This is a genomic window from Flavobacterium daemonense (assembly GCF_007341385.1).
GTDB classification, from domain to species: Bacteria; Bacteroidota; Bacteroidia; order Flavobacteriales; family Flavobacteriaceae; genus Flavobacterium; species Flavobacterium daemonense.
Genome location: NZ_VJYD01000010.1, coordinates 20,640 through 41,063, shown reverse-complemented (window position 1 = coordinate 41,063; position 20,424 = coordinate 20,640). Strand labels below are relative to the sequence as shown.

Sequence of the window (20,424 nt, the reverse complement as noted above, 5' to 3'; positions counted from 1 at the left end):
AAAGGACACAAAGAAAAATTTAAAAGAATGAAAAATTTACTATATAATTTAATAAAAATAACCTTTGCGAACTTCGCGCTTCCTTTGCGAACTTTGCGGTTAATTACGTTTCTATTGGCAAGCACAGCAACATTTGCACAGCAATCTATCAGCCTGGAAAAAGCTATAGAACTAGCCAAAACAAACAACATAGACTTAAAAATTGCCGATAAAGAAATTGAAAAACAAACACTTTTGAAAAAAGCCGCTTTTCAGCCCGATCCGCTTCAGGTGCAATATCAAGGTGGCCAGTTTAATAGTGCCGATTTTGACCATAACGTTTCCGTGCAGCAATTTTTTCCGTTAGGAAATATCACAAAAGCCAATAGACAATTGCAGGAAGAATTGGCAAAACTGGCAGAAAAACGTAAAGCTTTATCGTCATATGAATTGGAGAAAGCGGTGACATTGGCGTATTATCAATATTTATATGGAGTTTCAATTCAAAAGTTGAACTCCGAATTAAATGAGATTTACACCAAATTTCTAAAAAATGCCGAACTCCGTTTTAAAACTGGAGAAAGCGGAAATATAGAAGTGATTAGCGCCAAAGCAAAAGTGAAAGAAATTGAAACTCAAAAGGCACAATTACAATACGATTTGGCAATTTACCAGAAACAGCTGCAGTTTTTTGTTCAGACGGATGAAAATATAATTCCGGATGAAACCGTTTCCTTGAAGTTTCAATTCACCGAAAGTCAGAATACAAAAGCGGAAGTTTTAATGACCGATTTTTATCAGCAGCAAATTTCGGTTTATCAAAAAGAAGCCGGAACGTTTAAAGCTTTGCGTACGCCAAAAGTAGGCTTGGGTTATTTTGCCCAAACCATCAATACTGAATCACTTTTTCAGGGTTTTACAGCAGGATTGCAGATTCCGCTTTTCGGGGGCGTGAATACAACGAAAGCAAAAGCGGCTGAAATCAGTATTTCGCAGTCGGAAATGGCATTAAATAAGAATAAAATTATTCTGAATCTGCAAAAAGAAGAACTGCAGAACAACTTCCAAAAACAACAGAAAAACTTGGAATATTATCAAAACGAAGGCCAGCAATACGCCAATCAGATTATTGAAACCGCACAAAAAAGTTATGCAAATGGCGATATGAGTTATTGGTCGTACATCAGTTTTTTGAATCAGGCAATTGATATTAAAAAACAATACGCAGAAGCCACGCACAGCTATAATCAAAGCGCCATCGAATTGCAATTTCCAACCATCAAAAACAATTAATCATGAAAAATATATTTAAAAGTTTAGCCGAGTATTTAACCGCAAAGCACGCAAAGACAAAGCGTAAAGTTCGCAAGGGAATTAAACTTAGCGTCCTTTGCGTAATCTTTGCGCTCTTTGCGGTTAATTTAAGCTGCAATGAAAAGAAAACAGAAGAAACTCATGAAGAAGAAAAATCAAGTACAGAAGTTTCTTTAACCGAATCACAGTACAAAACCGTTGGAATTGAAACAGGATTTGTTGAAAATCGAAATCTTAATAAAATCATTAAAGCAAATGGTTATACGACAGTTCCTCCGCAAAACTCCGCTGAAGTTTCGACATTAATTGGCGGTACAGTAAAAGATATTTTTGTTTTGGAAGGGACTTATGTCAATAAAGGGAAAGTTTTGGCAACGATTCAAAATCTGGAAGTAATTGAAATGCAGGAAGAATATCAGTCGGCAATCGCAAATGTGGAATATCTGCAATTAGAATACAATCGCCAGAAAACTTTGAGTGATGAAAACGTAAATCCGCGAAAGACATTTCAGGAAGTAAAAGCAAAATTAGCGGCTGAAAGAGCTCGTGCGCAAGCAGCAAAAAACAAATTAGATGCTTTGCATGTTGCGGCTAAAGGAGGTTCGTCTTTAGTTCCAATCGTTTCACCAATAAATGGTTACGTAGGGAAAATCAATATTGCCAAAGGCGCTTTTGCAAATACTGGAATTTCGCTGTTTGAAGTCGTTGATAACAGTCAGATGCATTTGGATTTAAATGTTTACGAAAAAGATCTGGGTTCAATTTCAATTGGTCAAGTAATTGATTTTGTATTGACAAATCAGTCTAATAAATCGATCAAAGGAAAGATTTTCGGAATCAATAAATCTTTTTCAAACGAAAGCAAAACCGTTGCCGTGCATGCTAAAATTGATCCTGTCGACGCAAAAGGCTTGATTCCGGGAATGTATGTTTCGGCAAATATCAATATTACAAACGCGACAGTTCCGGCGCTTCCAAAAGATGCCGTTGTGAAAAATGCCGACAAATATTTTGTTTTTGCCGAGGAAGAAAAACAGACAAATGAGAAAACAAAAGAAAAGGAAATTCATTTTAAGGCGATTGAAGTAATTCCCGGCACAACCGATTTGGGTTTTACCGAAGTCAAATTTGTGAATGAAAAGGAACAAAATGCTAAAATCGTTATCAAAGGCGCTTTTTATTTATTGTCTGCACTGAAAGGCGGAGGAGAGCATGAGCATTGATTTTTTTAGGTGCTAAGGAGCTGCGGTTTTGAGGGACTGAGGTTTTTCTCATTTTATGTCATTTCGACGGAGGAGAAATCTCCGCAAGTAACTCCGTTCCTAAAATCCAATCTTTGTAGAGCTTCTCGTGGAGATTTCTCCTTCGTCGAAATGACAAATAGTACGTTTAATAATTATTTTAATAAAAAACTTTACTACAAAAGCCGTAAATTTAGAACATTATTTAGACAAAGTTTAAACTTGTAACTTGAAACAAACAAAACTTGAAACTTTCCCATGATACATCAAGATATAGAAGTAAAAAATATAAAAACGAAACCAAAAGCTTCCTGCGCTTGTTCGCATGATGATGAACCCACTCACGCAGAAAGCAATGGACACGACCATGATGGGCACGATCATGAGCACAATACCGATGGCAGTTTGTTTAAATTATTCCTGCCGTCGATTATTTCGTTTGTTTTGCTTTTGATTGGGATTGGGTTTGATAATTATTTTCCGCAGAATTGGTTTACCGGTCTTGTTAGAATTGCTTGGTATGTGATTGCGTATCTTCCGGTTGGACTTCCGGTTTTGAGAGAAGCGTATGAAAGCATCAGAAAAGGCGATATTTTCTCTGAATTTTTCTTAATGTGTATTGCTACAATCGGAGCATTTGGGATTGGTGAATATCCAGAAGGCGTGGCGGTTATGCTGTTTTATACGATTGGAGAAACTTTTCAGGGAATGGCAGTTAAACGAGCAAAATCAAGCATAAAAAGTCTGTTAGATCAGCGTCCTGATGAGGTAAATATTATAGAAAATAATACCACAACAAGAGTAAAGGCGAAAGATGTCAAAATTGGAGCTATTATTCAGTTGAAAGCTGGTGAAAAACTAGGTTTGGATGGCGAATTATTATCGGATTCGGCTTCGTTCAACACAGCAGCTTTAACTGGTGAAAGTACACCAAGCACAAAGAGAAAAGGCGAAACTGTTCTTGCCGGAATGATAAACGGAACTACGATTGCCGAAGTAAAAGTAACAACTGCTTATAACGACAGCAAATTGTCAAAAATTCTGGAATTGGTTCAAAATGCCACGACAAAAAAAGCGCCAGCCGAATTATTCATTCGAAAGTTTGCCAAGATTTATACACCAATTGTCGTTTATCTGGCAATCGCAATTTGTCTGCTGCCAATGTTTTTTGTTGAGCATTATGTTTTTGCCGATTGGCTTTACAGAGCATTGGTCTTTTTAGTGATTTCTTGTCCTTGTGCCTTGGTTATCAGTATTCCACTTGGTTATTTTGGAGGAATAGGAGCGGCGAGCAGAAACGGAATTCTGTTCAAAGGAAGTAATTTTTTAGACAGTATTTCTACGATTCAAAATGTTGTGGTTGATAAAACAGGAACCATGACCGAAGGGGTTTTTAAAGTGCAAGAGGTTGTTATTAAACCTGATTTCGATAAAGAAGAAATTCTGAAACTGGTAAATGTTTTAGAAAGCAACAGCACGCATCCTGTTGCAACAGCAATTCATAATTATGCTGGACCAACAGATTCGTCGATCGAATTGAAAAATATTGAAGAAATTTCCGGACATGGCTTAAAAGCTTCTTTGAATGAAAAAGAACTTCATGTTGGGAATTTCAAACTTTTAGATAAATACGGGATTTCGTATGATATTGACCCGTCTGCTATTGTTTATACCACAATTGCAATTGCATACGACAAAAAATTCGCGGGTTATTTAACGATTGCTGACGAAATTAAAGAAGATGCGCAAGAAACCGTTTCAAAATTAAAATCATTGGGAGTAAAAGTTACAATGTTAAGCGGCGACAAGTTGAATGTTGTGCAGTTTGTTGCTGATAAATTGGGTATTTCGAAAGTTTTTGGAGATTTGCTTCCGGAAGATAAAGTCAATAAAGTAAACGAAATCAAAGCAAAAAATGAAACTGTAGCTTTTGTGGGTGACGGTGTAAATGATGCGCCTGTAATTGCCTTAAGTACGGTTGGAATTGCGATGGGAGGACTTGGAAGTGACGCTGCAATCGAAACTGCCGATGTTGTGATTCAAGATGATAAACCAAGCAAAATTGCGATGGCGATCAATATTGGTAAACAAACCAAAAAGATTGTTTGGCAGAATATAACTTTAGCTTTTGCTGTAAAAGCATTTGTGTTAATTCTTGGCGCCGGCGGACTCGCAACTATGTGGGAAGCTGTTTTTGCCGATGTTGGCGTAGCTTTACTGGCAATTTTAAATGCAGTCCGAATTCAGAAGATGAAGTTTTAGAAGTAAAAAAGGGAGCCCTAATTCAAAGCAATGGATTAGGGCTTGTTTCTTTTAAGAGTTTAAGATTTAGAATCGATAGATTTTAAAAAGATTATCGTTCGATTTGAGGTTTTGGTAATTTTGCAATTACTTCATCTATTGAGAATGTCGCTGGTGCCTGACGCGGCGGAAATTTTCTATAGGTTTCCAAATAGTTTGCTACTTTAGATACAGCAGGCAAAATCAAAAATGCGCGATCCATCATCCATTTCTCGTATCCTATAGAACCATCAACGGAATATTCATAGGGGTCTGCTAATAAATCAATTATAAAAGGTCCTCTCAGCTTGACCATTGGGTTGCGCCATATTTCCATTCCTTTTGCATATTGAGCAGAAAAAGTATATTTAAAACGATCGTCACGGTATGCAACAAGATTGCCATCATCATCAAAATAAATAAAGTCATGTCGAACGCTTCCACTTTGTCCTTTAAGGTAAGGCAATTGATTATAACCATCAAGATGTACTTTAAAATTATTGCTACCTTCTTGAACTCCATTTTGAGCATTTTGGGCTAAACTTTGATCACCTCCCGCAGCTGCCACCAAAGTTGGCAACCAATCTTCTGCAGAAAATAATCCAGTTAAATTGCTTCCAGGTTTGATTACCCCCGGCCAGCGGATAACGGCTGGAGCGCGATATGCACCTTCCCAGTTTGTATCTTTTTCAGAACGGAATGGGGATGATCCTCCATCAGGCCATTGATTTTTCATCGCACCGTTGTCTGTTGTCCAGATTACAATCGTATTATCAGCAATTTTGAGATCGTCTAAAAGTTGCAAAAGCTCTCCAACCATTGCATCATGCTCGACCATTCCATCTGCTTGGGTGCCGAGACCTGTTTTTCCTAATGAGGAAGGCTTTAGATGTGTAAAAACATGCATTCTGGTACTGTTAAACCAAGTAAAGGAAGGTTTGCCAGCTTTAGCAGATTTTGTAATAAAATCTTTAGCAGCAGCTAAAAACTCCTCATCAACTGTTTCCATTCTTTTCTTAGTAAGTGGTCCTGTATCTTCAATTTTTCCGCCTGCAGTTGATCTTAATACACCACGAGGACCAAATGCTTTTTTAAATTCTTCTCCTTTTGGATAATCTGCATTTTCAGGTTCTTCTTCGGCATTTAGGTGGTACAAATTTCCAAAAAATTCATCAAACCCATGAGCTGTAGGCAAGTACTTGTCTTGATCACCAAGATGATTTTTACCAAATTGACCACACACATAACCTAGTGGCTTAAGAAATTCTGCTATTGTAGGATCTTCTTTTTGTAATCCTACTGGAGATCCTGGCAAGCCTACTTTGGTTAAACCAGTACGATAAGGAGATTGTCCTGTAATAAATGCGGCGCGTCCAGCAGTACAACTTTGTTGAGCATAATATTGAATAAAAACAGCTCCTTCATTGCCAATTTTATCAATATTAGGAGTTGTAAATCCCATTAATCCGCGACTGTAGAGACTAACATTCGAAACCCCTACATCGTCTCCAAAAATGACTAGAATATTAGGTTTTGATTTGTTTTTTTGAGATGTCACAGGTGTTGTAAATCCTACAAACGATAAAAAAAGCAATAGTACCTTAATTTTTTTTTGTTCCTGACTAAATTTTTTAAGTCTGCTCATGAGATTTTTTTTAATGGTTATAAAATAAGTTTGCAATGAGGTTAAATTAGAATCTTAAGAAAAATATGATATAAAGCTATATATTTAAATGTCTGTATTTTACTATTTTATGTTTCATTTTGTAATATGAAACATAAAAAAAAGTCCAAATTCATTTGAATTTGGACTTTTTTGTACTTATTTCTATTAAAAATGAACGCTTGAAAATTGCTCACAAAACTCTTTTATAGTTTGTCTGACGGTTCTAAATTCTTGTAAAATTTCTTCCTCAGTTCCAGTTGCTTTGGCTGGGTCATTAAAATTATAATGCAGTTTAGTTGCTTTTGAAGGAAAGAAAGGACAGCGTTCTTTAGCATTATCACAAACGGTAATCACAAAATCAAAATCAATGTTTTGATATTTGTCAATTTGGTTTGAAGTATGATTTGAGATGTCAATTCCGTCTTCTTTCATTGTAATAATTGCCCTCAGATTCACACCGTGCGTTTCGACGCCGGCACTGTAAACTTCGGCTTTATCACCTAAAAAATATTTTAAATAACCTTCGGCGATTTGACTTCTGCAGCTGTTTCCTGTGCAGAGCACTAAAATTTTTTTCTTCATAATTTAAACGAATAACCAAATGATATTGATAATACAGAATTTTGGATCAAAGCCAAAAATAAGCTGCAACACAATTACAGATGTTGTGATAATAATGGGTTTTTTGTATTTAACTACTTGTTTGTAATTCATTGAAATTTTTATTAAACACATAGAAACATAGATTTTATTTATAAAAAAGAAAGCAAAAAGAAACTAGTTTCTAACACATAGCAAGCGATGTTTGTTTTTAAAAAGTGAAACGTCTTTTTTAAGCTTTGTATAGCTATGTTTCAATGTGTTTGAATTAATTGCAGTCAAAAGATTTGTACTTGTTTGTTTCTTCACAATTAGCAACAGCCAGAATTTGGTGAACAGCTATTTGTTTCATTTTTGTGAAGTTCTTTCAGAGCGATTTTTTGTTTTGGCGAAGGAACTCCACAGGCTTCTTGCACCAAACATGCAGTTGTTTTGTTTTTTAAAATAAAATGAGTTCCATTGAAATCTAAATCATATCGCCCAATTGTTTCATTTTGATATTCGACTTCAATTTCAAAATCTTGAATGTTTAATTTTTCTTCAGATAGCTGAATGATATGCAAAAGCTTGTCAGGTTTTAAGCGGTGTTCGTAATCGTTGGCATTCCATAACTGAAAATTTACCGCATTTTCATTTCGGATCACGCCACCGCAATCAATAAAGTTTTTAGTAGTAATTCCAATTTCAGTTACATGAAAATGTTCTGGGACAAAAGCTCCATTTTCTAATTGAAAGGCAACATTATCCAAATTCGGAAGTATGTTTTTAATTTCTGATAGTTTCATATTTCTTTAATTATAGTTATAATGCAATATTGCGATATAGATGATTAAAAAAATGCTTTAACAGCATTTCTGGTTTTTTGTAACGGATATTATATTTGAAAAATAAGTATTTAAAATATCAAAAGTAACTTCGTCAATACAATAACAAATAGCATTTCCTTCGATATTTCCTTTTATCAGTCCTGCATTTTTAAGTTCTTTCAAGTGTTGAGAAACTGTTGGCTGTGCAAGCGGAAGCTCATTTACAATGTCACCGCAGATGCATTCGTTTACTTTCAACAGATACTCAATAATCGCAATTCTGGCAGGATGACCTAAAGCTTTTGCTATTGTCGCAATCTGATTTTGTTTTTCAGTAAAATGTTCTGTTTTAGTAGCTCCCATTTTTATTGTATTTTAATATAGCAATATTACGATATAGATTTCTTAAAAACAAATCTTTAAGCGAATATTTATTTTTTCAGATGCTTTTGTTCCTGAATTTCTCCATTTCCAAATGACCAATTTTCTAAACCGTTATTTTCCAAAAGGACAATAATAACATTATTGATCAAAATTGAAGTACTTGAAGCAATTCTTGTGGCAATTTGATGATATAGTTTATTTTTTTGTTCAAGAGTTCTTCCTTGTCCAGCAGCTATTTGAACAAAGATTATTTCATCAGAATGTGAAATTCCTAGATAACTTTCAGGATATTTTATTTGATGCGGCTCTAATTCTTCAATTACATGAAAATAATCGGCGACTGGGATATTAAATTCCTGAATTAAAGATTGATGAATGGATTCTGAAATATTATTTTTAGTTTCCAACGAAAGTTTTTTGGGAAGACTAATTCGGACAAATGGCATTTTGGATATTTTTAAGTTATTTTTTTATGATGTCAAGTTTCCATAAAAATAAGAAATATTTATGTGATCAGTTTTAAAAATAAAGCAAAAAAGTCCGTTTCATATGAAACGGACTTTAGGTTTTTCTTATATAAAATTAATTATTGCTTCAAATCAACCACCACTTTTTCGATTTTGCCTTGAAAAGTAAAAGGTGCATCGTAAGTTCTGTTTACCGGAGTTCCAAAATCTTCACCGACATCTAAAGTTTCATCAGCAGAGAAACGGCTTGGAACCGTTTTCGGAATATCGCCACTCGCTACTTTTTTGCCATCAACAAGTAAAGTTGCTTTTGCCGCTTTTCCGACACCACCGCCCGCATAATCAAAGTTCACAACAATTGTATGTTTTCCTGTTGTCAAAGGAGCAGGTGATTGTATGCTCCATTTATGATTCGGATAATGAGAGAAAGCATACGCAAAAGTTGGTTTTCCTTTTTGAAGCATTAAAGCCAATCCGGCAAAATAGCCTCCTTGCGTAATAATCATTCCTTCTTGACCTGCTTTTACATCAACATCGGCAGTGATGCTGAACGAAGTATTTTTCATGTTTGGCGCCATTCCTTCGGTAATACGAGATGTTCCTTGATGGAAAGTAAATTGTGTTCTGCCTTTGTTTAAATTAGGGCGGTTTTCTGGATTTACACGGTCGATATAACGATCGTCAAACGGAAAAACTTTGTATTTTTCAGCCTCTTCCATAAAAGCTTTCTGCATTTCTTTTAGTTTTTCTGGATTCTGCGCTGCAATGTCATTGGCTTGACTGTAATCTTTTGTCAAATCGTATAATTCCCATTTATAATCTTTTACTGGATCTTCTGTTGGCACAGGATGCCCTTGCCACGGAAGGTTTTTTGGAGTTGTACTTGCCATCCATCCATCTTTGTAATAGGCTCTGTTTGCAATAACTTCAAAATATTGTGATTTATGAGTTTCTGGTGCATTGGCATCATCAAAAGTATAAACAAGGCTTTTTCCTGCCATTGGTACTTGTTCAAAACCATCGACTTTTTTTGGTTGCGGAATATTTGCCGCTTCAAGAATGGTAGGAACAATATCCGTAATATGAGTAAATTGGCTTCGTATTTGTCCCACTTGTTTGATTCTTGCTGGCCATGAAATTACCATTCCAGTTCGGCTTCCGCCTAAATGCGATGCGATTTTTTTGTCCCATTGAAAAGGCGTATTCATCGCATGCGCCCAGCTTTGCGAGTAATGTTCTGCCATCCAAGGACCACCGAAATCATCTAAATGTTTCAGCATAAATTCCTCAGAGTCAACTTCTCCATTTACCATAATACCAATTTCACTAGTCAATCCTTGTCCAGTTGGATCTTCAGCACTGGCGCCATTATCTCCCATAATAAAAATAACAAGAGTATTATCATATTGTCCAATATCTTTGATGCTCTGCAATATTCTTCCTATTTGATAATCACAATGTGCAAGCATCCCGGCATAAACTTCCATTTCTCTGGCCGCGACTTTTTTCATTCCTGGCGATAAAGCATCCCATTTTTGATAATCTGGAGGTGTTGGTGCCAATAAAGCATCTGGCGGAATAATACCAAGTTTTTTCTGGTTTTCATACGTTTCAATTCGCTGTTTGTCAAATCCTTGATCGAATTTCCCTTTAAATTTGGCAATCCATTCTTTAGGCGCTTGATGCGGAGCGTGTGCCGTTCCTGGTGTATAGTACGCAAAGAAAGGTTTGTTTGGCGAAACGTTTTTTTGCGTCTGAATCCAATGAATGGCGTGATCTGCTAAATCTTTATCTAAGATATATTCTTGATTTACTTTTTCGCCTTCTAAGTAAGGATCTACAGGTTTTGTTCCTTCAAATAAAGCAGGTCTGAATTGATGCGCGTCGGCACCTAAAAAACCATAGAAATACTCGAATCCTAAACCTGTCGGCCATAAATTAAAAGGTCCCGCGGGAGTCGATTGCCAGTCGGGAACGTTATGATTTTTTCCAAACCACGAAGTTCCATATCCATTATCGGTTAAAATTTTACCAATCGTAGCAACGCTTCGAGGCACTAAACTGTTATAACCCGGATAAGGAGTCGAGAATTCCATGATAATTCCTGTTGCGGCAGTATGATGATTTCTACCTGTAATCAATGCAGCTCTCGATGGCGAACAAACTGCAGTGGTATGAAAACGATTGTAACGGAGTCCGTTTTTGGCAAGAGCGTCAAAATTTGGCGTAGGAATAGGACCTCCAAAAGTTGAGCTGGCACCAAAACCAACATCATCAATCATAATTAGTAAAACGTTTGGTGCGCCCTCTGGAGCACTAATTTCTTTAGGCCAATCTATAGGGTCAGAATCTTTAATTGTGGGCGCTACTTTCCCTACTTTTTGATAAGGTTCAATAGGCAAAACTGTTCTGTCAGGCCAATTCTGGGCATTTATCGAACCAAAAGCAAAAAATGCGATCAGTCCCGTGAGTAAAAAATTACTTTTCATAATAATACGTAGTTTATATTGATTGAAAAACAGTGATAATTTTTTAACGGATTGTATTTAAGTGAAATACGCTTATAAATGTACGAAAATTAAAAGCAGGAATGTTAAAAAATTATGATTTCTGAAATGGCGCATTTTTTAATATGAACCACAAAAAAAAAGCCTGTTTCATTTTTTTGAAACAGGCCTGAGAATTTATGACTATTTAAAAGAGCTTATGCAAAAAACTATAAGTTGCTGTAAAGCAATTGCAAGGTGTGAAAGTCTGATGATCCGCCAAAATATTTATGAAGCGCTTCTTGAAAAACTGGTTCAGTGTTTTGAATGCTTGCGAACAAAGTTAAGCACGACTGCAGTTTTTCGTCGTCTGGATTTCCAAAGATTTCTTCTGCGGTTTTTTCTTCGGTTTTGATTAGTTCAGAAGTGATTTCGACAAGATGTTTTCCAAGAATTGGATGTTCTAGAAAAGCAATAGCTTCATCGGCGTTCTTGATTTCATAGAATTTTGAGGTATCGCAAGAACCCAATCCTTTTATCTGCGGAAAAACAAACCACATCCATGGAGATTCTTTTTTACCCTTTTTGATTTCAGCCAGTGCTGACAGATAAAGTTTATTCTGAGCGTCTAAAAAACGCATTAATTCATTCGTATTGTAGGCCATTATGTACTGATTTTGATTTGGGGAATCAGATCATAAAACTACTCAAAATATGTTAAGTTGTATATTCTGAAACCGTTTTTTTAGGGCTTTTTTGTTAGAATTTTTACAAATCAAAATGATTATGAATGAACTGTAAAAATTTGGCTTCAAAATGAGATTTTTTTCTTGAAATAGATAAATAAAATTTTTTAAGCCAAAAAAGCTTTAGCAAAGTTATTCTTGTTAAGGAACGGATAGATTGTTATATATCGTAGTTTTTACTAGTAATCCTGTTATGTTTTTTCTAATTTTAAATACCACGGCTTTTTTTAAAAAATTTTTGAAGTGAATTTTTGACTAGAATTTATTTAAAAAAAGGTCTTTTTCTTTTAACGAGTTTCGCGCTCACAAAACCAAAATTTATGAAAATAGGACTAATCGGATTCGGAAAAACTGGAAAATCAGTGGCATCAATACTGCTGGAAAACAAAAAATTCTCACTAGAATGGGTTTTAAGACAAAGCAAAGTTTTAGAACACAGATCTGTTCCTGAATTTTTAGGAATCGAATCAGATGAACCTGGACTAATTTATTCAAGTACAAATACAAGTGTTGAAGAATTGCTAGAAAAACATCCTGTTGATGCCATTATCGATTTTTCGTCAAACGAAGGTATTTACACTTATGGCGAATCGGCAGCAATGAAGAATGTGAAAATTATTTCTGCAATTTCACATTATGAAGAAAAGGAATTAAGGCTGCTTAAAAAATTATCAGACAAAACAACCGTTTTTTGGTCTCCAAATATCACCTTAGGCGTAAATTATTTGTTGTTTGCGGCTAAGTTTTTAAAGAAAATTGCACCTTGGGTTGATATAGAAGTCAATGAAGAGCATTTCAAAAAGAAATTGGGAACATCAGGAACGGCGGTTAAAATTGCAGAAGCTTTGGATATTGGAAAAGAGAATATAAACTCGGTGAGAGCAGGCGGAATTGTAGGCAAACACGAAGTCATTTTCGGATTTCCGTATCAAACGGTTCGTTTAATTCACGAATCGATTTCAAGGGAAGCTTTTGGAAACGGAGTTGTTTTTGTAGCCGAGAATTTGAAAGACAAGAAAAAAGGACTTTATAATTTTGAGGATATTTTATCGCCTTATTTTGCTGTTTAATTGTGGTGTAGATTTTAATCTCGCAAAGTCGCAAAGTCGCGAAGTTTTTTGAAATTAAAGATATAGTTTGTCATTTCGATCCCGAAGCCTCGGGACCGAAATGACAAACTATACGATTAAACATTATTAATAAAAAAATCTTCGTGAGAAGCTATCACATCTAACTTCTCACATTTCACAGATAATCAATCAACAACAGCCGGTTTTCTAATATTCTTCCCCGTTTGATGGGTTAAATCATCACCAAGATCTACTCTGGCGGTTTCTGCTATTTTTTGAATTTGCTGTACAATTTCAGGATATAATTCCTGCACATCGCGAATTTCGCCGGGATCGTGCGCCAAATCATATAAAGCCATTGGAACTTCTGCCGTTGCGCCTTTGCCTCTAAAACCATCTTTTCCAGGTAAATTTTTGTTATAAGTAGTTCCTTTATGCGGAAACACTAATTTCCAATGTTTATATCGAATAGCTTCTAGATTATTGCTTCCAACTCCAAAATAGTAATAAAAAGTATCTCGTGGTCCTTTATCAGTTTTTCCCATCAACAACGGAAGAAAATTTAAACCATCAATTTTATTTTCCGGCAACGAAGCGCCTGTAATTGCTGCGATCGTTGGCAGTAAATCCATATTAGTAAAAAGCGAACTGTTTACCATTCCAGCTTCAATTTTTCCGGGCCAGCGGATTAAGAACGGCACTCTTGTGCCGCCTTCCCAAGTAGTTGATTTTCCTTCCCTAAAACCTCCTGACGAACCAGCATTATCACCAAAAACAAGCCAAGGGCCGTTGTCGCTGGTTATAATAAGAACGGTATTTTTAGAAAGTCCTTCATTTTCTAATGTTTTTAAGATTTCTCCAATCGACCAGTCTATTTCCATGATGACATCGCCAAAAAGACCTAAATCGCTTTTTCCTTTAAACTTATCTGAAACCGCCAAAGGCGCATGTGGCAAAGGATGAGTCAAGTACAAAAAGAACGGATTTTTTTTATTCTTTTTGATAAAACCAACCGCTTTTTCAGTAAAAAGAGTAGTTAATTTCGAAGCTTCTTTGATATTTCTGATTGTGTCGATTATCGTGGTATTGCTGATGAGCGGAAGTGGAGGAAAGCTCGAACGCATATCGTTTGGGTCAGTTACTAATGAATAGCCGTCATAATCAATTGGCCAAACATCATGTGAGTAGGGAATTCCATAAAACTCATCAAAACCATAATTTGTTGGCCAATACGGCAACTCGTTTCCTAAATGCCATTTTCCATAATTAGCTGTTTTATAGCCTATTTTTTTAAGCATGGAAGCAATAGTTGTTTCTTTTGGATTAAGAGCGTGTTTTGCGCCTGGAAGCAAAACGCCAGACATTCCAATTCGGTTAGGGTAGCAACCCGTAAGCAGAGCCGCTCTTGATGCCGTACAAATGGCTTGACCAGCATTGAAATTAGTAAATCGCATACCTTCCTGAGCGATTTGATTAAAATGCGGCGTCGGAATTCCAGTCATTCCGTAGGGTTCTGTATCGCCATAACCCATATCATCCATATTGATGATTACGATATTGGGTTTTGAAACTTGTTTTTTGTTTTGAGCAGTAATTCGACAATCAAAAAGGGACACGAATACTAAAAGCAGGATCAGAGTTTTTCTCATAATTTGCGTGGTAATTTTTGGATAGCAACATGCAAATATAATCCGCAAAAGCGAAAAAAAATCGGCTTGAGAAAACTCTTTTTTGGCAGATAAACAGAAAAATGTTACTTTTTTAAAAGCAAAGCCTTAGTATATTCATAATTCATTTTTGCGATAGAAAGCACGGAAATACTCTGCGGACATTCGATTTCACACGCTCTTGTATCCGAACAATTTCCGAAACCTTCAGCATCCATTTGGTTTACCATGGTCAAAACCCTTTTTGAAGCTTCAATTTGTCCTTGTGGGAGCAACGCCAAATGTGTGATTTTGGCACCAACAAACAAGGCAGCACTTGCATTTTTGCAAGTCGCCACGCAGGCACCGCAACCAATACAAGCAGCAGCATCAAAGGAAGCTTCAGCAGTTTCATACGAAATCGGAATACTATTGGCTTCTGGTGCTTGACCCGTTGCTGCGCCAATAAATCCGCCTGATTCAATAATCGAATCAAAAGCAGATCGATCAATTTTTAAATCTCTCAAAACCGGAAAGGCTTTTGCTCTAAAAGGTTCAATATAAATGGTTTCGCCGTCTTTAAAGCTTCGCATATGGAGCTGGCAAGTTGTAGTATTTTTTAAAGGACCATGCGCTCTTCCGTTTATCATTACGCCGCATTGTCCGCAGATTCCTTCACGGCAATCATGATCAAACTCAATAACGCGTTCTCCTTTTTGAATAAGAGATTCATTCAAAAGATCCAGCATTTCTAGAAACGACATGTGTTCTGATACTCCATCAATTTCATAATCTGTCATTTCTCCTTTTGATGAAGAGTTAAACTGCCGCCATATTTTTAAATAAAGTTTCATATATAATTGTTAATTATGAATTGTTAATTATGAATGAGTATTGTGAATTAATAATTAACAATTAACAATTCACAATTAATATTCACCATTTATTTATAGCTTCTCACTGCAAGTTCTACCGATTCAAAGGTTAAAAGCTCTTTGTGAAGTTCGGGGTTATTATTTAGCCCTTTCCATTCCCAAGCCGATACATAGCAAAATTCATCGTCGTTACGGACAGCTTCTCCATCAGCGGTTTGATATTCTTCTCTAAAATGAGCACCGCAGGATTCTTCACGCTGTAAGGCATCGTGGCACATTAATTCGGCTAATTCGATATAATCTGAAATTCGGCCGGCTTTTTCGAGTTCACTGTTTAAAGCAGTATCGCCAGTAATTCTGAGATCTTTTTCAAATGAAACTTTGAGTTCGCGAATTTCGATTAAAGCTTCTTCCAGTTTTTTTCGGCTTCTTGAAAGACCGCATTTCTCGTAAAGAAGACGACCGATTTTTTTGTGGAAATAATCAGCTGAAAGAGTTCCGTTGGTATGTAAAAAACGATCCAATTGTCTTCTGACTGCTTTTTCGGCTTCTTCAAAAGCAGGATGATTAATGTCAATTTTTGGCGTATTTAATTCACCGGACAAATAATTCGGAATGGTATAGGGTGCAATAAAATAACCATCAACGCAAGCCTGAAGCAATGAATTTGCGCCAAGTCTATTTGCGCCATGATCAGAAAAGTTAGCTTCTCCAAGAGCAAATAAACCCGGAATTGTAGTCATCAATTCATAATCAACCCAAAGTCCGCCCATCGTAAAATGTGCTGAGGGAGAAATGAGCATTGGTTCTTTGTAGGCATTGATTCCGGTAATTTTTTCATACATCGCGAAAAGATTGCTGTATTTGGCTTCGATTTTATCTTTTCCTTGCGCTTTTATGGCATCAGAAAAATCGAGATAAATAGCATTTTTCATTGGACCAACGCCATGTCCGGCATCGATTTGTTCTTTTGCGGCTCTTGAAGAAATATCTCTGGGAGCCAGATTTCCAAACGAAGGATATTTTCGTTCCAAATAATAATCACGTTCTTCTTCTGGAATTGAATTTGGATTTCGGTCGTCAGCGGCTTTTTTTGGAACCCAGATTCGGCCATCATTTCGAAGAGATTCCGACATCAAAGTCAATTTTGATTGATTCTCACCATGTTGTGGTAAAGAAGTAGGATGAAACTGAATCCAGCTAACACCGGCCATAAAAGCACCTTTTTTATGCGCTCTCCAAATAGCCGAACTATTACAGCCCATCGCTAATGTTGAGAGATAATATACTTTTCCGTAGCCACCAGAAGCCAAAACAACGGCATCGGCAGCATGACGTTCTAATTCACCAGTTTCAAGATTTCTTGCTATAATACCTTTTGCTTTTCCGTCAATAACTATTAGCTCAAGCATTTCGTGTCGGGTATGCAAATCTACTTTTCCAAGTGAAACTTGTCGAAGCAAACCTTGATAAGCCCCAAGCAAAAGTTGTTGCCCTGTTTGTCCGCGTGCATAAAAAGTTCTGGAAACCTGCACACCGCCAAAAGACCTGTTATTTAAATATCCAGCATATTCTCTGGCAAAAGGAACGCCTTGTGCGACTGCATGATCAATTAAAGCAGCAGAACATTCGGCTAAACGATAAACATTGGCTTCTCGAGATCTAAAATCACCGCCTTTTATGGTGTCATAAAACATTCGGAAAGTGCTGTCACCATCATTTTTGTAATTTTTAGCAGCATTTACACCGCCTTGTGCCGCAACTGAATGCGCTCTTCTGGCAGAATCCTGAAAACAAAATGATTTTATATTATAACCTTGTTCGGCCAGCGAAGCAGCACATGAAGCGCCCGCAAGTCCAGTTCCGACAACGATAACAGTAAGTTTTTTACGGTTTGCCGGATTTACCAATTTGGCTTTGGCTTTATAGTTGTTCCATTTTTCGGCAAGAGGTCCTTCGGGTATTTTTGATTCCATTCTTTTCAACGGTTTAAAATAATTGAGACAAAATTTTAAAGAAATCGAAATTGTAAGGGCACTCTAATTTACTATAAATTATTAATTTACGTGTTAATAAATGAAGATTTTTGTTTTAATTGCTAAAGATCTAAATATTGAAATAAAGGGTTTGAGTTTTACTTTCCAATAATTTCTTTTCGATGAAGTTCTCCCCATTCCTTCAATGCCATAATAACATTGCCTAATGATCTGCTGTGTTCCGTTCTTCTGTACTCGACAGTAGGAGGGAACGTATCATAAACAGTTCGAACTACGAGTTTATTCATTTCTAAATCCTTTAGTTCTTTAGAAAGCATTTTATCTGTAATTCCGTCGATATCTTTAGAAATTTCCTTGAAGCGTTTCGGGCGATCTCCAAGAGCAATTAAAATTGGCAATTTCCATCTGCCATTTAAAACTTCCAAAGCGTCTCTTACAGGTAACAAGGACGCTATGCACGCATTTTTTGAGCATTCTACATCTTCTGTGTTTTCTAAGTTTTTATTAAACATTTTACCGAATTTATGTTACTATACTGAAAGATAGCGCTATCCTTTAGGATAGTACTATAAAATGTATAGCAAATGTAAATAAGTTTGTATTGTAAACAAATAATATTAAAATTATGAGCCAGAAAATTCTAAAAATAATAACAAGCACCAATGGTGAAACGTCTTTCAGCAACCAATTGTCAAACGCAGTGATCGAAAAACTGACTTTGCAATATCCTGAAAGCGAAGTAACGACATTGGATCTTTCTAAAACACCGCTTCCATATTTGACAAATTCGCATATCAGTGCTATTTACGCGCCCGTAGAAAGTCATACTGCAGAACAAACTGCTGCAATTAAATATTCAGATGAAGCGATACAGAATTTACTTGATTCGGATATTCTAGTAATTGGCGTTCCTTTATACAACTTCGGAATTCCAGCTGTTTTAAAAGGATGGATTGACCAAATTGCCAGAGCAGGAAAGACTTTTAGTTATGGTGCCGAAGGTCCAAAAGGATTGGTAACCAATAAAAAAGTGTACTTGTCAATTGCATCTGGTGCTGTTTTTTCTGAAGGACCAATGAAAAGCTACGACTTTTCTGAATCGTATTTGCGTACGGTATTCGGTTTTTTAGGAATGACAGATGTAACTACTTTCCGTGTAGAAGGAACTGCAATTCCTGATTTCGCTGCAAATGCATTGCCAAAAGCGTTGTCATCTGTTGAAGAATTCGTTTTTTAAGATGAAGTAAAAAATAACGATTTGTTTTTTTATAGTAAACCTGACAGGTTTTAAAAACCTGTCAGGTTTGAATATCAGTGTTATTTCTCAATAATCATTGTGACACCTTGTCCACCCGCTGCACAGATTGAGATAAAACCTCTTCCAGAACCTTTTTCATTTAAAAGTTTAGCCATTACGCCAATAATTCGGCCTCCAGTTGCGGCAAAAGGATGTGCTGCTGCAAGACTGCTTCCTTTTACATTCAGCTTTTCTCGGTCAATAGCGCCAAGAGCCTTTTTCAAACCTAATTCGGCGCTGAGTTCTGGGCTCTCCCAAATTTTTAAAGTGGCCAAAACCTGAGCAGCAAAGGCTTCGTGAATTTCATAATAATCAAAATCCTGAAGATTCAATCCAGCTTTTTCCAACATTCGCGAAGCAGCGAATAAAGGAGCCAACAAAAGATTTTGCTGTTTTTTGACGTATTCAATTGCCGCAATTTCAGCAAATGTAATGTATGCTAAAATTGGCAAACCTTGTTCTTTTGCCCATTCTTCGCTTGCTAAAAGAATACAAGATGCGCCATCAGTTAATGGAGTTGAATTTCCTGCTGTCAACGTTCCGTTTGCTTTGTCGAATGCGGGTTTCAATTTGGCTAATTTTTCAATCGAACTGTCTTTTCTTAAGTTATTGTCTTTTTCAAGTCCGTTGAAAGGGGTGATCATATCATCAAAAAAGCCTTCGTCATATGCTTTTGCCATATTCAAATGACTTTTAAGCGCCAATTGATCTTGGTCTTCTCTTGGGATTTTATAATATTTGGCAGTAATTTCAGTATGTCCGCCCATCGAAAGTCCGGTTTGGGATTCTTCGTTTCGAGGAACCAAAGGCGCTAAATCTTTCGGACGAATTTTAAGAAAAGATTTAATTTTTCCACCAAATGATTTTGCTTGTCGCGCTTCTAATAGAATTTTTCGAAGCTTTTCGCTGAATGCCATCGGAATATCACTGATTGAATCTACACCGCCCGCAATTCCACAATCAATTTGACCGAGAGCAATTTTATTGGCAATATAAACCGCACTTTCAATTCCGGTATCGCAAGCTTGCTGTAAATCGCAGGCAGCAGTTGCGGGATCAAGAGACGTTTTCATTACACATTCTCTGATCAAATTCATATCATAAGAATGTTTTATAACCGCTCCGCCAGCGACTTCGCCCAATAATTTTCCTTTTAGATTGTATTTGTCTATAAGTCCGTTTAAGGCTGCGGTCATCATTTCTTGATTTCCAACATTTGAATAGGCTGTGTTTGCGCGCGCAAACGGAATTCGGTTATAGCCAACAATGGCAACTTTTCTGATCGTTGTGGTATTGTTCATATCTGGATTTTGTTTCGATTTTCTAGATTAAAGATAAGGAGATTTTTTTTGAGGCGGGTTTTAATTTATTGCCCACGGATTTAGCGGATGAAACGGATTAAAACGGATTTTTTTTTAAACGCATAGAAACATAGAATTTTCGTCTCTTTTTTGAGGTTATTTAAAAAGCACGCTTTCACACATAGAATTGATATTCGTTGCGGAGACGCACTGCTGTGCGTCTCTACGGAGTAAAATGGGGATAAAAATATCAACACAAAGCATATCGT

Annotated in this window: 17 protein-coding genes; 5 read left to right on the top strand and 12 right to left on the bottom strand. The window is 36.4% G+C overall.

The window, feature by feature from the left end:
• The first annotated feature begins 27 nt into the window (after positions 1–27).
• From FND99_RS20385 to FND99_RS13560, 3 genes are all read left to right on the top strand, one after another.
• Entirely contained in the window at positions 28–1,272 is a 1,245-nt protein-coding gene (locus tag FND99_RS20385; protein WP_144338491.1) for a TolC family protein, read from the top strand.
• A 2-nt stretch (positions 1,273–1,274) separates the two neighbouring features.
• Complete coding sequence (locus FND99_RS13565) at positions 1,275–2,516, top strand: efflux RND transporter periplasmic adaptor subunit (RefSeq protein WP_144338490.1); 1,242 nt, start codon at positions 1,275–1,277, stop codon at positions 2,514–2,516.
• A gap of 276 nt (positions 2,517–2,792) precedes the next feature.
• Entirely contained in the window at positions 2,793–4,796 is a 2,004-nt protein-coding gene (locus FND99_RS13560) for a heavy metal translocating P-type ATPase (protein WP_144338489.1), read from the top strand.
• 91 nt (positions 4,797–4,887) lie between these two features.
• On the opposite strand, the gene FND99_RS13555 is transcribed toward FND99_RS13560, so the two are convergent.
• The 7 genes from FND99_RS13555 to FND99_RS13525 all read right to left on the bottom strand — a co-directional run bounded on the left by FND99_RS13555 (position 4,888) and on the right by FND99_RS13525 (position 11,888).
• Positions 4,888–6,459, bottom strand: coding sequence for an arylsulfatase (locus tag FND99_RS13555; RefSeq protein ID WP_144338488.1), 1,572 nt, complete (start codon positions 6,457–6,459; stop codon positions 4,888–4,890).
• Positions 6,460–6,645: 186 nt separating this feature from the next.
• Complete coding sequence (locus tag FND99_RS13550) at positions 6,646–7,062, bottom strand: arsenate reductase ArsC (protein ID WP_144338487.1); 417 nt, start codon at positions 7,060–7,062, stop codon at positions 6,646–6,648.
• A 329-nt stretch (positions 7,063–7,391) separates the two neighbouring features.
• Complete coding sequence (locus tag FND99_RS13545) at positions 7,392–7,865, bottom strand: DUF6428 family protein (protein ID WP_144338486.1); 474 nt, start codon at positions 7,863–7,865, stop codon at positions 7,392–7,394.
• A gap of 57 nt (positions 7,866–7,922) precedes the next feature.
• Positions 7,923–8,249 carry an ArsR/SmtB family transcription factor gene (locus FND99_RS13540; protein WP_144338485.1) on the bottom strand — a complete coding sequence of 109 codons (327 nt, stop codon included), beginning with the start codon at positions 8,247–8,249 and terminating at the stop codon, positions 7,923–7,925.
• A 68-nt stretch (positions 8,250–8,317) separates the two neighbouring features.
• Positions 8,318–8,716: a tautomerase family protein gene (locus FND99_RS13535; protein WP_144338484.1), complete on the bottom strand. Its 399-nt coding sequence runs from the start codon at positions 8,714–8,716 to the stop codon at positions 8,318–8,320.
• Positions 8,717–8,856: 140 nt separating this feature from the next.
• Entirely contained in the window at positions 8,857–11,226 is a 2,370-nt protein-coding gene (locus FND99_RS13530) for an arylsulfatase (protein ID WP_144338483.1), read from the bottom strand.
• A gap of 227 nt (positions 11,227–11,453) precedes the next feature.
• The gene (locus tag FND99_RS13525; protein ID WP_144338482.1) at positions 11,454–11,888 is read right to left on the bottom strand and encodes a DUF1810 domain-containing protein; all 435 of its coding nucleotides are present in this window, start codon (positions 11,886–11,888) and stop codon (positions 11,454–11,456) included.
• Between the two features lie 401 nt (positions 11,889–12,289).
• Here FND99_RS13525 and FND99_RS13520 point away from each other — a divergent pair, with 401 nt between their 5' ends.
• Positions 12,290–13,039: a 4-hydroxy-tetrahydrodipicolinate reductase gene (locus FND99_RS13520; RefSeq protein WP_144338481.1), complete on the top strand. Its 750-nt coding sequence runs from the start codon at positions 12,290–12,292 to the stop codon at positions 13,037–13,039.
• Positions 13,040–13,224: 185 nt separating this feature from the next.
• On the opposite strand, the gene FND99_RS13515 is transcribed toward FND99_RS13520, so the two are convergent.
• The 4 genes from FND99_RS13515 to FND99_RS13500 all read right to left on the bottom strand — a co-directional run bounded on the left by FND99_RS13515 (position 13,225) and on the right by FND99_RS13500 (position 18,069).
• Positions 13,225–14,688 (bottom strand): sulfatase family protein, encoded by a 1,464-nt coding sequence (locus FND99_RS13515; protein WP_144338480.1) that lies wholly within the window; start codon positions 14,686–14,688, stop codon positions 13,225–13,227.
• A gap of 104 nt (positions 14,689–14,792) precedes the next feature.
• A complete protein-coding gene (locus tag FND99_RS13510; protein WP_144338479.1) occupies positions 14,793–15,539 on the bottom strand; it encodes a succinate dehydrogenase/fumarate reductase iron-sulfur subunit in 747 nt (248 codons plus the stop codon).
• 89 nt (positions 15,540–15,628) lie between these two features.
• Positions 15,629–17,536, bottom strand: coding sequence for a fumarate reductase/succinate dehydrogenase flavoprotein subunit (locus FND99_RS13505; RefSeq protein WP_144338478.1), 1,908 nt, complete (start codon positions 17,534–17,536; stop codon positions 15,629–15,631).
• 158 nt (positions 17,537–17,694) lie between these two features.
• Positions 17,695–18,069, bottom strand: coding sequence for a winged helix-turn-helix transcriptional regulator (locus FND99_RS13500; RefSeq protein WP_144338477.1), 375 nt, complete (start codon positions 18,067–18,069; stop codon positions 17,695–17,697).
• Positions 18,070–18,182: 113 nt separating this feature from the next.
• Between FND99_RS13500 and FND99_RS13495 the strand changes: the two genes are divergently transcribed.
• Entirely contained in the window at positions 18,183–18,794 is a 612-nt protein-coding gene (locus tag FND99_RS13495) for an FMN-dependent NADH-azoreductase (protein WP_144338476.1), read from the top strand.
• Between the two features lie 80 nt (positions 18,795–18,874).
• Here FND99_RS13495 and FND99_RS13490 read toward each other — a convergent pair whose 3' ends face one another.
• The gene (locus tag FND99_RS13490; protein ID WP_144338475.1) at positions 18,875–20,155 is read right to left on the bottom strand and encodes an acetyl-CoA C-acetyltransferase; all 1,281 of its coding nucleotides are present in this window, start codon (positions 20,153–20,155) and stop codon (positions 18,875–18,877) included.
• Between the last annotated feature and the right edge of the window lie 269 nt (positions 20,156–20,424).

Bases quoted from the DNA above. Each gene is read 5' to 3' on its own strand.
- FND99_RS20385 (WP_144338491.1), top strand. From the start codon at position 28: ATGAAAAATTTACTATATAATTTAATAAAAATAACCTTTGCGAACTTC.
- FND99_RS13565 (WP_144338490.1), top strand. From the start codon at position 1,275: ATGAAAAATATATTTAAAAGTTTAGCCGAGTATTTAACCGCAAAGCAC.
- FND99_RS13560 (WP_144338489.1), top strand. From the start codon at position 2,793: ATGATACATCAAGATATAGAAGTAAAAAATATAAAAACGAAACCAAAA.
- FND99_RS13555 (WP_144338488.1), bottom strand. From the start codon at position 6,459: ATGAGCAGACTTAAAAAATTTAGTCAGGAACAAAAAAAAATTAAGGTA.
- FND99_RS13550 (WP_144338487.1), bottom strand. From the start codon at position 7,062: ATGAAGAAAAAAATTTTAGTGCTCTGCACAGGAAACAGCTGCAGAAGT.
- FND99_RS13545 (WP_144338486.1), bottom strand. From the start codon at position 7,865: ATGAAACTATCAGAAATTAAAAACATACTTCCGAATTTGGATAATGTT.
- FND99_RS13540 (WP_144338485.1), bottom strand. From the start codon at position 8,249: ATGGGAGCTACTAAAACAGAACATTTTACTGAAAAACAAAATCAGATT.
- FND99_RS13535 (WP_144338484.1), bottom strand. From the start codon at position 8,716: ATGCCATTTGTCCGAATTAGTCTTCCCAAAAAACTTTCGTTGGAAACT.
- FND99_RS13530 (WP_144338483.1), bottom strand. From the start codon at position 11,226: ATGAAAAGTAATTTTTTACTCACGGGACTGATCGCATTTTTTGCTTTT.
- FND99_RS13525 (WP_144338482.1), bottom strand. From the start codon at position 11,888: ATGGCCTACAATACGAATGAATTAATGCGTTTTTTAGACGCTCAGAAT.
- FND99_RS13520 (WP_144338481.1), top strand. From the start codon at position 12,290: ATGAAAATAGGACTAATCGGATTCGGAAAAACTGGAAAATCAGTGGCA.
- FND99_RS13515 (WP_144338480.1), bottom strand. From the start codon at position 14,688: ATGAGAAAAACTCTGATCCTGCTTTTAGTATTCGTGTCCCTTTTTGAT.
- FND99_RS13510 (WP_144338479.1), bottom strand. From the start codon at position 15,539: ATGAAACTTTATTTAAAAATATGGCGGCAGTTTAACTCTTCATCAAAA.
- FND99_RS13505 (WP_144338478.1), bottom strand. From the start codon at position 17,536: ATGGAATCAAAAATACCCGAAGGACCTCTTGCCGAAAAATGGAACAAC.
- FND99_RS13500 (WP_144338477.1), bottom strand. From the start codon at position 18,069: ATGTTTAATAAAAACTTAGAAAACACAGAAGATGTAGAATGCTCAAAA.
- FND99_RS13495 (WP_144338476.1), top strand. From the start codon at position 18,183: ATGAGCCAGAAAATTCTAAAAATAATAACAAGCACCAATGGTGAAACG.
- FND99_RS13490 (WP_144338475.1), bottom strand. From the start codon at position 20,155: ATGAACAATACCACAACGATCAGAAAAGTTGCCATTGTTGGCTATAAC.